Raw genomic sequence first — 15202 nt, 5'->3', positions numbered from 1 at the left:
AGCGGGTCCGGCGGGAGGCCCCTCGCATATTCCGCGCGGTGGCGGGAACCCAGGGATCGGGGCCGAAGCGGGCAGGGTGTCGCCCGTTTCGGCCGCCGACCTCATTCGCGGCCGAGCGGCGGGACCCGCCGCAGCGCGACCGCGGTGATCGCGAAGGCCGCCAGCAGGATCGCGGCGGACGCCAGGGCGCCGACGTTGAGCGCCTGGGTGAACGCCTCCCGTCCCGCCTCCAGGAGTCCGGCCGCCTCCTCCTCCGGCAGGTGCTCGGCGCTCGCCAGGGCCGCCGCGAGGTTGTCGCGGGCCGCCTCGGGCACGCCGCCGCCGAGCGAGGCCGCGGCCATCCGTCCGGTGTAGACGGCGGTGATGACCGAGCCGATCAGGGCGATGCTCAACGCCGACCCGAGTTCTGAGGCGGTCTCCGAGAGCGAGCCCGCCGAGGAGGCCCGCTCCTTCGGCGCCGCGCCGACGACCAGGTCCGTGCCCAGGACTGCGACCGGCGTCATGCCGAGGAACATCAGCACCGTCCCCGCGATCAGCGGGGCCAGGCCGCCGTCGGCCTCCACCCGCATGAACAGCGCCGCGCCCGCGAGCGCCAGCGCGAGGCCGGCGCCGATGACCACCGCGGGCCGCACGCGCTGCGCCAGGACCGGCGCGAGCGCCGAGGCGAGGATGCTCGCGGCCACGCCCGGGAGCATCCACAGGCCGCTCTCCAGCGCCGAGAGCCCCTCGACCATCTGGAGGAACTGCACGAACAGCATGAGCATCCCGCCCAGTGCCGAGGTGACCAGCAGCAGCACCGCCAGTGCGGCCCCGAACCCGCGGCTGCGGAACAGCCGCAGGTCGACCAGGGGGTCGTCCAGGCGCCGCTGCCGGCGCAGGAAGAGCGCGCCGGACAGCAGGCCCACCGCGAGCACGGCGACGGTGGCGGGCTCGAAGCCGTCCTTGGCGAACTCCTTTGCCGCGTACACGACCGGCAGCATCGTGGCGAGCGCCAGGAGCGCGCTCGGCAGGTCGATGCGGCCCGCGGACTCGTCGCGGAACTCCGTGAGCAGCAGCGGCCCGGCCGCGAGGAGCAGGACCATCACGGGCACGTTCATGAGGAACGCCGCGCCCCACCAGAACTGCTCCAGGAGGAGGCCGCCCGCGATGGGCCCGACGGCGCTGCCGCCGATGAACGCCATGATCCACACGCCGATCGCGGTCGACCGCTGCTTCGGGTCGTGGAACATGTTGCCGATCAGGCCGAGCGTGGACGGCATGAGCGTCGCCCCGGCGATCCCGAGGAGCGCGCGGGCCGCGATGAGCGCCTCGGCGGACGGGGCGTAGGCCGCGACGACCGAGGCGGCGCCGAACGCGGCGGCGCCGATCAGGAGCAGGCGGCGGCGCCCGATCCGGTCGCCGAGGTTCCCCATGGTCACCAGGAACCCGGCGACCATGAACCCGTAGACGTCCAGGATCCACAGGAGCTGCGTGCTGCTCGTGCCGAGGTCGGCGCCGAGGGCGGGGGCGGCCAGGTGCAGGACGTTCAGGTCGATGGCGAGCAGCAGGACCGGCAGCGCCAGCACCGCCAGGCCCGCCCACTCCTTCGCTCCGGCCCTGGCCGGGGCGGCGTTCTCGTCAGTGGTGGTCATGTCCTTCTCCAAACGGGTGTCCCGGTCCAGGATCCGGACGCCGCTTTCGGTCCGCTCACGGTTTCCTTCCGGCGCGCTTCGTTAGGGTGGTGCGGTGCTCTTCGGGATACTCGGGCCGCTGGCGGTGCGGACGGACGCGGGCGAGCCGGTGCCGGTGCCGGAGCGGAAGGTCCGGGCGCTGCTGGCCCGGCTCCTGGTCGACCCCGGACGCCCCGTCGGGGTGGAGCGCCTGATCGCGGACGTGTGGGGCGACCGGCCGCCCGCCGATCCGCGCGCCGCGCTCCAGACCAAGGTGTCCCAGCTGCGGCGCGCGCTCGCCGGGATCGGCGTCCGGGTCGAGCGCCTGGAGGACCGCTACCGGTTGGCCGTCGAGGCCGAGCAGGTGGACGCGGGACGGTTCGAGCTGCTGGTGGAGCGGTCCGCCGGGGCCGGGGCGGCCGAGCGGGCCGCCCTGCTGGAGGAGGCGCTGGGGCTGTGGCGCGGGCCCGCGCTGGCCGAGTACGACGCGCTCGCCGCCGAGGCGGCCCGGCTGGAGGAGCGGCGGCTCGCGGCCCTCGAGCGGCTCCTCGACGCCCGGCTCGAACTGGGCCTGCACGAGGCCGCGCTCGGCGAGGCGGCCGCGCTGGTCGAGCGGCACCCGCTGCGCGAGCGCCTCCGGTCGGTCCACATGCGGGCGCTCTACCAGGCCGGGCGCCACAGTGAAGCGCTCGCGTCCTTCCGGGACCTGCGCGAGCGGCTCGCCTCGGAGCTGGGGCTCGACCCCGGACTCGAGCTCCGGGACCTGCACCGGGCGATGCTCGGGCACGACCCCGCGCTCGCCGCGCCGACCGCTCCCCCGCGCGGGAACCTGCCCGTCCCGCTGACACCGCTGATCGGCCGCGACGAGCACCTGTCGCACCTGGTGTCGCTGCTGGAGTCGTCGCGGCTGGTGACGCTGACCGGCCCCGGCGGGGTCGGCAAGACCCGGCTCGCCCTCGGCGCGGCGGCCCGCTTCCAGGGCGGGGCGTGGCTGGTCGAACTCGCCGGGTTCGAACCGGGGACGGACGCGCCGCTGCTCGCCGCGGCCGTCGCGGACGCCATGGGGCTCAACGGGGCCGGCCCCCGGGCGGCGCAGCCCGCCGCCGATCCGTTCGCGCTGCTGCGCTCGGCCCTCGCCGGGCGGCGGGCCCTCCTGGTGGTCGACAACTGCGAGCACCTGGTCGCGGCCGCCGCCGAGCTGTGCGCCGAGGTCACGGCGGCGGCGCCCGAGGTCCGCGTCCTGGCCACCAGCCGGGAGGCGCTGCGCGTCCCCGGCGAGCAGGTGCTGCCGGTGGAGCCGCTCGACCAGGGCGGCGCCGTGCGGCTCTTCACCGCCCGCGCGAGCGCCGCGCAGCCCGGTTTCGCGGTGACGGACGAGAACCGGGCGGCGGTGGACGCGATCTGCGAGCGCCTCGACGGCCTGCCGCTGGCGCTGGAGCTGGCCGCCACGCGCGTGCCCGCGCTCGGGGTCGCGGCCCTCGCCGACCAGCTCGCCGACCGCCTGCTCAGCGCCGAGACCCGGGGCGGGCCCGAGCGGCAGCGGACGCTGCGGGCCGTCATCGACTGGAGCTGGCGGCTGCTCGGGCCCGCCGAGCGGCTCGTGCTCGGCCGCCTGTCGGTGTGCGCGGGCGGCGCCGCGCTCGACACGGTCCAGGACCTCGTCGCCGGGGAGCTGACCGAGGCCGCCGCGGTCGACGCGCTCGTGCAGCTGGTGGACCGGTCCCTGGTGCACGTCGCCGGAGACGCGGACCGGCGGTTCCGGCTCCTGGACTCGGTCGCGGCCTACTGCCGCGAGCGGCTGCGCGAGGAGGGCCTGCACGAGGAGGTCGCCGAGCGGCACGGCCGCCACTTCACCGCACTCGCCGAGCAGTCCGCCGACCGCCTGCGCGGGCCCGGCCAGCTCGCGTGGATGCGGCGGCTCGAGGCGGACTCGGGGAACCTCCACGCCGCGCTCGAGGCGGCGGCGCGGCGCGGCGACGCCGACCGCGCGCTGCGCATCGCCGTGGGGCTCACCTGGTTCTGGTTCCTGCGCAGCAGCCTCCTCGAGGGCGGGCGGGCGCTGGAGGCGGCGCTCGCCGTCGAAGGGCCCGCGGCACCGGGCCGCGCGGCGGCCGCGCGGTTCTGGCGGTCCTGCTTCGCGTTCATGACCGCGTCCGCGCTCGGCCGCGGGATCGCCGACGCGCCGCGGCACCTCGCGGACCTGGCCGACGACCGCGAGCGCGCCTACGCCGAGCTGTTCTTGGCGCAGACGCAGATCGGGGTCGGGAGCGAGCGCGAGCTCGACGCGCTCGTGCGCTCCTCGGGGGCGTACTTCGCGGAGGCCGGCGACCCCTGGGGCCTCGCGGCCGTCGACGGCGCGCTGGCGTGGACGGCGATCGTCCGCGGCGACCTCGACGCCGCCCGCGGGCTCGCGGCCCGCAGCCGCGCCGCCTTCGCGGCCGCAGGCGACGGCTGGGGCGAGCTCCAGGCCCTCGAATGCCTTGCGGTGCATGCCGAGAGCACCGGCGACTACGAGCTGGCGCTGCGGCTCAACCACGAGGGGCTCGCGCTCGCCGAGGGCCTGGGGCTGCGCATGGAGCAGTCGTACCGGCTCTCGCGGCTGGGCCGGGTCCGGATGCTGCGCGGCGAGTTCGCGGCGTCCAGGCGGCTGCACGAGGAGGCCCTGGCGATGGCCGTCGAGCAGTCCGTCCGGTTCTGCGAGATGTTCGCCGCGACCGGCCTCATGCTCCTGGAGCGGCGGGCCGGGCGGCTGGAGGAGGCCGAGCGGATCGCCGCCGAGTGGCTCGCGTGGAACGCGGAGCCGCCGGCGCTCCAGGACATGGCGGTCATGCTGCTGGGCGAGCGGGGCTTCATCGCCGAGATGCGCGGCGACGGCCGGGAGGCGCTGCGCCTGCACGAGGAGGCCCTGGCGCTGCTCGAGGGCGGGGAGCCGGGCGGCGGCGCCGTCGCGTCCGTCATCGACGGCGTCGCGGGGGCGCGGGCGCTCCGCGGCGGGCCCGACGGGCGGAGCGTCGCGTTCGTCCTCGAAGGACTCGCGGGGGCGCGGTCGCTGCTGGGCGAGCCGGAGCGGGCCGCCGCGGCCCTCGGGGAGGCGGCGGCCCTGCGGGAACGGGCCGGGGCCCCGCTGCCGGACGGCGAGCGGTTCGACGTGGACCGCATCGGGCGGCGCGTGGAGGGGATGATCGGCGCCGACGCGTTCAAGGCGGCGTACGAGCGGGGCCGCGCGGGCGCGGGCCCCGGCTGAGGGCCCGCGGCGGGGCCGACGCCGCCGCGCGGCCGGGGCCCGGACTTCGCGGGGCGGGGCCGGTGCGCGGACGCCGCCGAGGCGGTGAGGGGCGGCGTCCGCGCACCGGCCCCGGTCTCAGCAGCCGATCCTTTCAGGACCGAAGGCCACGTCGTCGTACCAGAGGGTGTCGGCGTCGTTGCCGTAGCTCTCCCAGCCGAGCCGCAGGTCGGCCAGGTCCGGGTTCCAGCCGGACTTGGAGAGCCACTGCGAGTCGATGTCGTGGGTGGGGACCCCGTCCACGACCAGGCCCTCGACGAGGTCGCCGTCGACCCAGGTGCTCAACTGGCCGCCCGAGACCTGGAACTCGACGCAGGTCCAGGCGTCGACCGGCAGCGGCCGGCTCAGCGCCACGCCCGCGGGGCTCTGCTCCGGGAGGGTCGCGTCGTCGGACTCGCGGTTCCACTGGAGCGCGCCGTTCTGGCCGCCCAGGCGCAGGTCGGTGTTCGCGTCGTTGCGGTCCTGCATGGCGATCATGGTGGTGTGGTTGGCCGGCTGCGCGGTGTCGTGCCGCATGTAGACGCGGAACCACTCGGCGTCGGCGGGCAGGTCGCGCCCGACGAACACGTGGTTGCAGTAGGTCGCGCCGCCGTCGACGCGGATCGAGGCCTCGCCGCTGTTGGAGACCGAACGGTCCACTGCGGCGGTGCCGGTGCCGGTGCAGTCCGGGGCGCCGACGCTCCAGTCGCCGCCGGGGGTGGTGCCGGTCTGGTCCTCGAAGCCGTCGCACACGGCCCCGGCCGGGCACTCGCCCGGGTCGGTGGTGGGGTCGTCGGTCGGGTCCTCGGTGGGCTCGTCCGTCGGGTCGTCCGTCGGCTCGTCGGTGGGGTCCTCGCTCGGCGTGTCGGTCGGCTCGGCGACGTCGCCGCACGCGACCCCGTTGAGCGTGAACGACTCCGGCTCGGCGGCGGCGCCGGAGACGATGAGGCCGAACAGCTCCCGGGTCTGGCCGGAGGCGACGGCGGCGTTCCAGCCGACGTCGCCGCCGGTGAAGGCGGCGCCGGACTGGCTCCAGTCGACGTTCCAGGCGCTCTGGACCGAGGCGCCGGACGGCAGGTCGAACGCGACGGTCCAGCCGTTCACGTCCTCGCTTCCGGCGGTGAGCGAGACGGCGGCCTGGTGGCCCCCGCCCCAGGAGCTGACGACGTCGTACTCGATCGACTCGCACGCCGCGGCCTGTGCCGGGCTCGCCGCGACCACCGCGATCGTTCCGGCGACGACCGCGCCGGACACGGCGGCGACGGCCGCCAACCTGCGCGGTCTGCTTCGCATGGCTCGCATGCCATGACCTCCTCTGGCTGGGTCCGCCCCACCCCAACCAGACGGCGGACAAAAACCGATATATCGATATCGACGAATATTATGCCCTACGGGCGAGGGAAATGGAACCGCGGCCGCCGTGCGAGCCGCTCACCTGCGGCGATCCGCGGCGCCCGGCCCGGACCCCCCTGAGGGCGGGCCGGTCTTAGGACCTGCGGTGTACCGCCGTGCCCGCCGCAGGTCCGATGCGGCGGGCCCTCCCCGTTCCTAGCCTTGGCATTCCAAGGGGCCCTACCGGCCCCGGAAGTCTCGAGGAGGAACAGTATGGCCATCCTGGTCACCGGCGCGACCGGCAACGTCGGCCGCCACCTGGTCGCGCGACTGGCCGCGGCCGGGCACCCGGTCCGGGCGCTCACCCGCGACCCCGCGGCGGCGCGGTTCCCCGAGGGCGTCGAGGCGGTCGCCGGGGACCTCACGGACCGCGCGAGCGTCGAGGCCGCGCTCGAGGGCGCCACGGGCCTGCACCTGCTCACCGCGGTCGGGCCCGCCAACCTGACCGTGCCCGGCAGCGCCGGCATCGCGGCCGCGGCCGTCGAGGCCGGGGTCCGCCGGGTCACGACCCTGTGGAACGGGTACCGGGGCCCGGTCGAGGAGGCCGTGGAGGCGAGCGGTCTGGAGTGGACGCACCTCCGGCCCGGCGAGTTCATGTCGAACGCGCTGACCTGGGCCGAGGACGTCCGCGCCGAAGGCGTCGTCCGCGAGCCGTTCGGGGAGGTCGCGCACGCGCCCGTGGACGTGGCCGACATCGCGGCGGTCGCCGCGGCCGCGCTCACCACCGGCGCCCACGCGGGCGAGGCGTACGAGCTCACCGGGCCCGAGCCACTCACGGTGCCCGACCAGGTCGCGGCCATCGCGGCGGCGACCGGCCGGGAGGTGCGCTACGAGCCGCTGACCGAGGCGCAGGGCAGGGAGCGGATGCGGGCCATGGGCATGGACGACCCGGCGATCGCGTACGTCCTGGGCTGGCGGGCGCACCCGCCCGCGTGGACGACCCGGGCCTCCGGCGCCGTCGAGCGGGTCACCGGCCGCCCGGCGCGGACGTTCGCCGAGTGGGCCCGCGAGCACGCGGACGCCTTCCGTTAGGCCGCAGGGCCCGCGGAACGGTGTTCCGCGGGCCGCCGCGCGCTCAGGACCGCAGTCCCTCGGCGATCGCCTCGGCGACGGGGGTGGTGGGGCGCCCGGCGAGCTTCGACAGGTCCCCCGACCCGTCGTCGAGCAGGCCGCGCGAGATCGCGTCGTCGACGCCGACCAGGACGGCCGCGAACGGGTCCGGCACGCCCTGGCCGGTGAGGATGCCGCGCAGCTCCTCGCCGGAGACGCGGTTGACGGGGAAGTCCCTCCCGCTCTGCCTCGCGACCTCGGCGGCGAACTCCTCGAAGGTCCACGCGGTGTCGCCGGCGAGCTCGTACGCACGGCCCTCGTGGCCCTCGGTGGTGAGCACCGCGACCGCGGCGGCGGCGAAGTCGGCGCGCGCGGCGGTGGCGATCCTCGCGCCCTCGGCGGTGCTGGTGGTCAGGGCGCCCGCGGCGACGGCGCCGGCCAGGCCCTCGGTGTAGTTCTCGTGGTACCAGCCGTTGCGCAGCAGTACGTACGGGACGCCGGAGTCGATGAGGTACCGCTCGGTGACCTGGTGCTCGCGGGCCAGCTCGAAGTCGGCGGCGGGGCCGCCGAGGATGCTGGTGTAGGCCAGGAGGGCGACGCCCGCGGCCTCGGCGGCGTCGATGACGGCCCGGTGCTGCGGGACGCGCCGCCCGACCTCGCTGCCGGAGATGAGGAGGACCTTCTCGCCTTCGCGGAAGGCGTCCCCGAGGGCGGCCGGGTCGTCGTAGTCGGCGACGCGGACCTCGACGCCGAGCCCGCCGAGGCGGGCGGCCTTGGCCGCGTCGCGCACGACGACGGCGATCTGCTCGGCGGGCACCCGGTCGATCAGGCCCTCCACGACGAGTGTGCCGAGTTTGCCGGTGGCCCCGGTGACGACGATCATGATGCTGCTCCTTCACTGCGGATCGGGACTACGATTTCACTATCCAAATGAAAGCACTTTCATTTTGAAAGCACAATTGATTCGAGGCGCTGTTGCGGAGGTAACATCACGCCATGAGCACCCGACCCTCCGACGCCGCACCCGACTTCCAGGTACTGGCCCGAGGATGCGAGTCCCGCACGGTCCTGGACCACGTGACCGGCCGCTGGGGCACGCTCATTCTCCTCGTCCTGCACGGGGACGCGAAGCGGTTCAGCGAACTGCGCCGCTCCGTGGACGGCATCAACGAGAAGGCCCTCGCCCAGAGCCTGCGGCAGCTCGAACGCGACGGGTTCGTCGACCGCGCCGCCTCCGAGGGCTACCCCTCCCGGGTGGAGTACCGGCTCACCGAGACCGGGCGCCGCATCACCGCGCGGCTCACCGCGCTCGTCGACGACCTCTACGCGGCGATGCCGCAGGTGCTCGCCGCGCAGGCGGCGTACGACTCGCGCCGACCCGGCGGCCCGGTGTCCTGAAAGCTCCCTGAACCTGCCAGAAATCCCAGGTAGCGGGCCCGATCGCACCTAAAATCAGGCCATGGGCATGCGGGTCTCGGGTTCGATCCGACTCCAGTCGGGCACAGCGGTCCCGCTGCGGGTCCGGCTGCTGCCGCTCGCCGCCCTGCTCGCGGCCACCGTGTTCCAGCTCTTCCGGCCCGACCCCCTGCACGCGGGGATCGCGATGGCGATCGTCCCCGTCCTCGCCGCGTTCGTCCTCGGACCGGTGTGGACCGCGGCCATCGCCGGGCTCGCCCTGGTGGTGGTCGCCGCGCCGCTGCCGTTCTCGCGGCGGTTCGACGGGGACGACATCGTGGTGGTCGTCATCGTGTTCGCCACGGCCGTCGGCATCTCCTGGATCCGCCAGCGCTTCGTGGCCGGGCTGGTGACGATGCTGAGCGTGTCCGAGGCCGCGCAGCAGGCGATCCTGCCGAACCTGCCGCCGCGGGTGGGCGACTTCGCGTGCGCCGGGCTCTACCACTCGGCGCAGCGGGGCGCGTGGATCGGCGGGGACCTGTTCGACGTGCGGCCCAGCCCGTTCGGGACGCGGCTGATCCTCGGCGACGTGCAGGGGCACGGGCTCGACGCGGTCGGCACCGCGTCGATGCTGCTGTCGGTGTTCCACGAGGCGATCCTGGACGAGGAGGAGCTCGGCGGGATCGCGTGGCGGCTGGAGCGGCGGATCCTGGACGACGCGGCGCACGGGTACGTGCCGGAGCTGTTCGCCTCGGTGCTGCTGGCGGAGTTCGCGGAGGACTCGGACGAGGTGCGGCTGCTCTCGTGCGGGCACCCGCCGCCGCTGCTGCTGCGCGGCGAGCGGGTCGAGGAGGTCGACCTCAAGCCCGCGCCGGTGCTCGGGTTGCGGCTGGCCGCGCCGGTCCGGCCGGGCGAGTCGGTCGCGGTGCCGTTCGGCGCGGACGAGACCCTGCTGGCGTTCTCGGACGGGCTGGTCGAGGCGCGGGACGAGGACGGGAACTACTACCCGCTCGCGAGCCACCTCCAGGGGCTGGTGGTGCCGTCGCCGCGGCGGCTCATCGAGTTCGTGTGGGACGACGCCTCGCGGTTCGCGGCCAGGATGGACGACGACGTGAGCATCCTGGCGGTCACGAGGACCGGGCGGGGGCGGACCGCGGAGGCGGCGCGGCCGGAGAGAGCGGAGCGGCCGGAGCGGCCGGTGCGGGTGATCGGCGGGCGGCGATGACGACCGGACGCGGTGCTCGCGGCGGGAGGCGGGCCGGTCGCACAATGGGGCGATGCGACACGACAAGCGCCCGTGGCCGGGCGACCCGAAGGCGGCGTGGGCCGCGGCGGCGGGCGCGCCGCCGCTGGAGCGGCCGCCGGTTCCCGACCCGACCTCGTCGCTCGAGCGGTTCACCGCGCGGGTGGTGATCGAGAACGAGCGGCGGTTCTACGGCGGCATGGGCATCCTCATCGGCGCGATGGGCGCGGGGACGATCGTCCTCTTCAGCGACTTCCGGGACCGGGTCGGTGAGCTCGGGGCGGCGGAGGCGTTCTTCCTCGGCAATGTCTGGTACAAGAACGCCCTGGCGTTCGCGGCGGCGGCGCTGATCCTGGGCGGCCTGGTCAAGGTGGTGCGCGCGCCGCGGGCGCACGCGGCACGGGTGCGGCGGCTGTACGCGCTGGCGCGCGAGACCGGGACCCTGGGGGTGGCCTACGTGAGCGATCTGAAACTGCCGCAGGGCGAGAACAGCGGTACGGTGCCGGTCGCCATGGTGGCCGACGCGCGGACCGGGGCGGCCCAGGCGGGGCGCCTGCTGCGGGCGGTGGACCTGTGGGCGGCGGGGCTCGACGCGGACCCGAAGGCCCGGTCGGCCCTGCACATGCGGTTGACGTCGCATCTCACGGTGCGCACGGAGGCGGTGTTCGGCGCGGAGGCGGCGGGCGGGTACCTCACGGCCGACCGGCACTCGGCCGCGGGGCCGGGCTGGCGGCTGATCATGCCCGGGCGCTCGGAGGTGCGGGACCCGTCCGGGATCTGGGAGGTGCTGCGGGTCGAGCAGGACCCGCCGGCGGCGTAGCGGGCAGGGGCAGAGGCGCTGAGCGCCGTATCGCAGGCCCCCGGCAACAACCCTGCCTCGGGGGTGCGACGTTTTTCGCGGGAAGCGAGAAGCGGGCGGGGGCGATCCCGGCCACTTCATTTTTCAACCCGTTAGACAAAGGGTGTTCACAAGCGTCGACTTCTGTGGAAATATCGAACTCGTTCGATTGCAACCCCCCGAAGGAGACCACGATGCCATCTCCCCGACCGAGGCGCGGTCGCGCGCCGGCCGCGGCCGGCGCCGCCGGGCTCGCCGCGGTGCTCGCCGCGTCGGCCCTCCCCGTGCTGATCGGCACCGCCGCGAACGCCGAGGAACCCGCCGGGGGCGCCGTCACCGTCACCCTCGACCCGTCCTACCAGCAGCCCGAGTTCGAGGGCTGGGGCACGAGCCTGGTCTGGTTCGCCAACGCGACCGGCGGCTACCCCGACGAGATCCGCGAGCGGCTCGTCGACATGGTCTTCGGCGACGAGGGCCTCAACCTCAACATCGCCCGGTACAACATCGGGGGCGGCAACGCCCCGAACATCGACGACGAGTACCTGCGCGGCGGCGCCTCCGCCGTCCCCGGCTGGTGGGCCGCCCCCGAGGGCACCACCCACGAGGACAAGGACTGGTGGGACCCGGAGAACCCCGACCACTGGAACTGGGACGCCGACGCCTCGCAGCGGTGGTGGATCGACCAGGTCAAGGACGACGTCACCCACTGGGAGGCGTTCTCGAACTCCCCGCCGTACTTCCAGACCGTCTCCGGCTACGTCTCCGGCGGCTTCGACGCGAACGACGACCAGATCCGCACCGACTCGGTCGAGGAGTTCGCGACCTACCTGACCGAGGTCATGGAGCACGTCGAGGACGAGCACGGCATCGAGTTCGACACCGTCGACCCGCTCAACGAGCCGAACACGAACTACTGGGGCACCCAGCTCGGCGAGGACGGCGTCCAGCCCACGGGCGGGCGCCAGGAGGGCGCGCACGCCGGGCCCGAGCTCCAGCAGCTCGTCGTCAACGCGCTGGCCGAGCGGCTCTCCGCGTCCGAACTGGAGGCCGTCGTCGCCGCGATGGACGAGACCAACCCGGGCACCTTCACCCGCAACTGGAACGCGTACACCGAGGAGTCCCGCTCCAACGTGGGCCAGATGAACGTCCACACGTACGGCACCGGCGGGCGCACCGGCGTCCGCGACCTCGCCAAAGGCGGTGACAAGCCGCTGTGGATGAGCGAGGTCGGCGGCGCCTGGACCTCCGGCCAGGACTACACCTCCATGGAGAACGGCCTGGGCATCGCCACCCGCGTCACCGACGACCTGCGCGAGCTGGAGCCGTCGGCGTGGGTGCTGTGGCAGCCGGTCGAGGACAGGAACGAGAACCACAGCTGGGGCTCGATCCAGCTGCCGTTCGACTGCACCGCCGAGGACACCCTCGAGACCTGCCCGATCATGACCAACACGAAGTACGACACGCTGCGCAACTTCACGCACTACATCGAGCCGGGCGACCGCGTCATCGCCACCGACAGCACCGCCGCCACGGCCGCGATCGAGGCCTCGGGCCGGGGCGCGAACGTGGTGTACACCAACAACGCCGAGGAGGCGATCGCGGTGACCCTCGACCTGTCCGGGTTCGACCGCGTCCCCCGCGGCGCCACCGTGACCCCGGTGGTCACCAGCGCCGACGGCGCGCTCGTCGAGGGCGACCGGGTCAGGGTGCGCGGCGGCTCGGCGACGCTGACGGTCCCGGCGAAGTCGGTGACCACGTTCGTCGTCGAGGGCGTCTCGGGCGTGGACGGCGACGCGGCCCTGTTCCAGGACGGCCACGCGTACCGCTTCGACGGCGTGCAGAGCGGCAAGTCGATCGCCCCGTCCGAGGACGGCACCGGCATCGTGCTGGCGACCGAGGACGCGGCCGACGGCGCGCAGCTGTGGGCGGTCGAGCGGCTCACCGAGGGGTACTCCAACCGGGAGCAGTACGCGATCACCAATGCCGCCGACGGTTCGCGTCTGGCGGTGGCCGACGGCCTGGCGGTGCTCGAAGCGGCCGAAGGGGACCCGTCCGATGCGGCCCGGTGGTACCTCTCGACCACCGGCGACGGCACGTACGTGCCGGTGAACGCGGGCACGGGCCTGGTGCTGGACGTGTGGGGCGAGGCGACCGCCGACGGCTCGCCGATCCAGACGTACACGCCGACCGCCGCCGACAACCAGCGCTGGGGCGTGACCGACGAGACGGTGCTGCGCGCCGCCGAGGTCGCGGCGTACACCGTCCCCGGCCACGTGCCGGAGCTGCCCTCCGCGGTGCCCGGCGTCTACCGGGACGGGGAGCGCGGGGCGCTCCCGGTCGAGTGGGACATGCCGCGAGAGTCCAGATGGGACCGCTCGGGCAAGGTGACGGTGCGGGGCGAGGCGACCGACGCGCTCGGGAACACGTTCCGCGCCAAGGCGACCGTGAGCGTGGACCGGTTCTCGGAGACGGTCCCGGCCTCGGCCGTGACCTACCCGGGCTTCACGCCGGACCTGCCGGACACGGTGACCGCGCTGGGCGACAGGGGCACTGAGGCGTCCGTGCCGGTGGTGTGGGAGGAGCCCGCCGAGGGCGCCTTCGACGACTACGGGACGGTGACGCTGGAGGGCGCGGCGACGCTGGTGGACGGGACCGCGCTGGACGCGGTCGTGGAGGTCGAGGTGACCGACCCGGTGGAGGTCAACGTGGCCACCGGGGACGGCGTGACGACCTCGGCGACCTACACCGAGCCGGGGTACTCGACCGAGGCGCTGCGCAACGGGAACCTGACCGACAAGGGCTGGTCGAACTGGAAGTCCGGGCCGTTCAACACCGAGGACGCGATCACGGTGCGGCTTCCCCGGGAGCGGGACGTGACCCGGGTGGTGTCCCACTTCTGGAGCGACGGCGGCCGGGCGAGCTACGCCGACACGCTCCAGGTGCAGTACCTGGACGCCGAGGGGAACTGGCAGGACGCGGGCGGCGTGGTCGACGTGCCGGCCGACGAGGTGCCGGTGATCGACGTCGAGGTGAACGCGACGACTTCGGCGGTCCGGGTGGCGATGACCGCCGGCTTGGGCGGCACCGTCGGCTGGATCGTCCTCAGCGAGATCGAGGTCTACGCGAAGGCCCCGGCCGCCTGAGGCCGGCCCGGCGGCGACGGGCCGGTGCCGCTGCCATCCCGAACCCCCACCCTCCCGAGAGGGGAAAGGAAGATAGGCCCCACTCTCCCGCGCGGGTCCGACAGCAACGCCGCCCCCGCCGGCCCATGTCACCCGGACGTGTCATGCGGGTCGAGAGGCACGGTCGGGAGGCGCCCGGCCCGCTCCCCCTCGCGGGGGATCGGGCCGGGGCCCTCGGGGGAGGCGGGGACCCCGGCGGCCGCGCGATGCTCGCGGGAGCCGGCCGTCGCATCCGCGGCGGCCCCTTCGAGATCGGAGCACCGCATGGCCACCGTCGGGTTCGCCGAACGCCTGCACGGCCGGACCGCCGCGGGTGTGCCGCGCTGGGCCGTCCGGACCGCCTACGCGACCGCGCTGACCGCGCTGCCGTCCGCGCTCTGGCGGATCGCGGCGCTGATCGCCGGACTGCCGCTGATGGAGGTGGACCCTGAGGCCATGGCCCGGGCCACCGCCATGGAGCAGGGCCCGTGGTGGTACATCGTGGCGCTCAGCGTGGTCAGCGAGGCGCTGGCGTTCCTGGCGGTCGGCCTCGTCGCGGTCTGGGGCGAGGTCTGGCCGCGGTGGGTGCCCGTGCTGCGGGGCCGCAGAGTCCCGGTCGCGGCCGCCGTGGCCCCGGCCGCGGTCGGCGCGGCGGCGCTGATGGTCCTGCCGTACGCGATGGTCATGTACGCCTTCGGTCTCGGGATCGACGGCGAGCCCACGGAGCTGGTCGTGAACGGCTGGCAGAACGTCGTCTTCTGGATCGCGTACGCGCCGCTCGCGCTGTGGGGGCCGCTGCTGGCGGTGCTGACCGTGCACTACTACCGGCGGCGTTCGGCCCGCTTAGGCCCAATGTCATTCAGTCAGGGCGTCGGTGCGCCGGGGTGGGTCGGTGGGTTGCCGGTGGCACGGGGGGAGCGGTCAGGGCGGCGGCGACGAAGCGGTGTGTGGAGGGCTGGTGTTGGTTGGCGGGCCCGGAGTCGCGGGTGGCCGGGCAGGGCGCCATTGTGGAGCCTAGGTGTGGATGCCGTTGCGGGACAGGAGCACCGGTGGAAACATGAGGGTTCTCTACCCGTGTGGGTGTTGCCGGGGTGGGGCTATCGGGGGGATGATTGGTGGTACGTACAGGGTTACGGAATCAGTGCAAGCGAACGAGATGTGTTCACTTAATGCAGACTACGACAGCCTCTGGCCGCTCGTACCGCCCACTGG

At 74.6% G+C, this 15202-nt stretch carries 10 protein-coding genes; 7 read left to right on the top strand and 3 right to left on the bottom strand.

The window, feature by feature from the left end:
- Positions 1-101: 101 nt before the first annotated feature.
- The gene (locus LO763_RS10435; protein WP_230601919.1) at positions 102-1631 is read right to left on the bottom strand and encodes an MFS transporter; all 1530 of its coding nucleotides are present in this window, start codon (positions 1629-1631) and stop codon (positions 102-104) included.
- A 94-nt stretch (positions 1632-1725) separates the two neighbouring features.
- On the opposite strand from LO763_RS10435, the gene LO763_RS10430 reads away from it, so the two are divergent.
- A complete protein-coding gene (locus tag LO763_RS10430; RefSeq protein ID WP_230601917.1) occupies positions 1726-4893 on the top strand; it encodes an AfsR/SARP family transcriptional regulator in 3168 nt (1055 codons plus the stop codon).
- Positions 4894-5010: 117 nt separating this feature from the next.
- Here LO763_RS10430 and LO763_RS10425 read toward each other — a convergent pair whose 3' ends face one another.
- Positions 5011-6213, bottom strand: a complete 1203-nt coding sequence (locus tag LO763_RS10425) for a cellulose binding domain-containing protein (protein ID WP_230601916.1) — start codon at positions 6211-6213, stop codon at positions 5011-5013.
- Between the two features lie 303 nt (positions 6214-6516).
- On the opposite strand from LO763_RS10425, the gene LO763_RS10420 reads away from it, so the two are divergent.
- Complete coding sequence (locus LO763_RS10420) at positions 6517-7335, top strand: NmrA family NAD(P)-binding protein (RefSeq protein ID WP_230601915.1); 819 nt, start codon at positions 6517-6519, stop codon at positions 7333-7335.
- Positions 7336-7378: 43 nt separating this feature from the next.
- Here LO763_RS10420 and LO763_RS10415 read toward each other — a convergent pair whose 3' ends face one another.
- A complete protein-coding gene (locus LO763_RS10415; RefSeq protein WP_369431964.1) occupies positions 7379-8239 on the bottom strand; it encodes an SDR family oxidoreductase in 861 nt (286 codons plus the stop codon).
- Positions 8240-8349: 110 nt separating this feature from the next.
- On the opposite strand from LO763_RS10415, the gene LO763_RS10410 reads away from it, so the two are divergent.
- From LO763_RS10410 to LO763_RS10390, 5 genes are all read left to right on the top strand, one after another.
- Positions 8350-8751 carry a winged helix-turn-helix transcriptional regulator gene (locus LO763_RS10410; RefSeq protein ID WP_230601913.1) on the top strand — a complete coding sequence of 134 codons (402 nt, stop codon included), beginning with the start codon at positions 8350-8352 and terminating at the stop codon, positions 8749-8751.
- A 61-nt stretch (positions 8752-8812) separates the two neighbouring features.
- Positions 8813-9973 carry a PP2C family protein-serine/threonine phosphatase gene (locus tag LO763_RS10405; RefSeq protein ID WP_230601912.1) on the top strand — a complete coding sequence of 387 codons (1161 nt, stop codon included), beginning with the start codon at positions 8813-8815 and terminating at the stop codon, positions 9971-9973.
- A 52-nt stretch (positions 9974-10025) separates the two neighbouring features.
- Positions 10026-10811, top strand: a complete 786-nt coding sequence (locus tag LO763_RS10400; RefSeq protein ID WP_230601910.1) for a hypothetical protein — start codon at positions 10026-10028, stop codon at positions 10809-10811.
- A 212-nt stretch (positions 10812-11023) separates the two neighbouring features.
- Positions 11024-13972 carry an RICIN domain-containing protein gene (locus tag LO763_RS10395; protein WP_230601909.1) on the top strand — a complete coding sequence of 983 codons (2949 nt, stop codon included), beginning with the start codon at positions 11024-11026 and terminating at the stop codon, positions 13970-13972.
- A gap of 303 nt (positions 13973-14275) precedes the next feature.
- The gene (locus tag LO763_RS10390) at positions 14276-15160 is read left to right on the top strand and encodes a hypothetical protein (protein WP_230601908.1); all 885 of its coding nucleotides are present in this window, start codon (positions 14276-14278) and stop codon (positions 15158-15160) included.
- The last annotated feature ends 42 nt before the right edge of the window (positions 15161-15202 follow it).

This window comes from Glycomyces amatae, from assembly GCF_020991375.1.
Lineage (GTDB): Bacteria > Actinomycetota > Actinomycetes > Mycobacteriales > Micromonosporaceae > Glycomyces > Glycomyces amatae.
Note: the sequence above shows the minus strand (reverse complement) of the source record. Positions and strands in the feature narration are given on the sequence as shown.

Bases quoted from the DNA above. Each gene is read 5' to 3' on its own strand.
- LO763_RS10435 (WP_230601919.1), bottom strand. From the start codon at position 1,631: ATGACCACCACTGACGAGAACGCCGCCCCGGCCAGGGCCGGAGCGAAG.
- LO763_RS10425 (WP_230601916.1), bottom strand. From the start codon at position 6,213: ATGCGAGCCATGCGAAGCAGACCGCGCAGGTTGGCGGCCGTCGCCGCC.
- LO763_RS10420 (WP_230601915.1), top strand. From the start codon at position 6,517: ATGGCCATCCTGGTCACCGGCGCGACCGGCAACGTCGGCCGCCACCTG.
- LO763_RS10410 (WP_230601913.1), top strand. From the start codon at position 8,350: ATGAGCACCCGACCCTCCGACGCCGCACCCGACTTCCAGGTACTGGCC.
- LO763_RS10405 (WP_230601912.1), top strand. From the start codon at position 8,813: ATGGGCATGCGGGTCTCGGGTTCGATCCGACTCCAGTCGGGCACAGCG.
- LO763_RS10400 (WP_230601910.1), top strand. From the start codon at position 10,026: ATGCGACACGACAAGCGCCCGTGGCCGGGCGACCCGAAGGCGGCGTGG.
- LO763_RS10395 (WP_230601909.1), top strand. From the start codon at position 11,024: ATGCCATCTCCCCGACCGAGGCGCGGTCGCGCGCCGGCCGCGGCCGGC.
- LO763_RS10390 (WP_230601908.1), top strand. From the start codon at position 14,276: ATGGCCACCGTCGGGTTCGCCGAACGCCTGCACGGCCGGACCGCCGCG.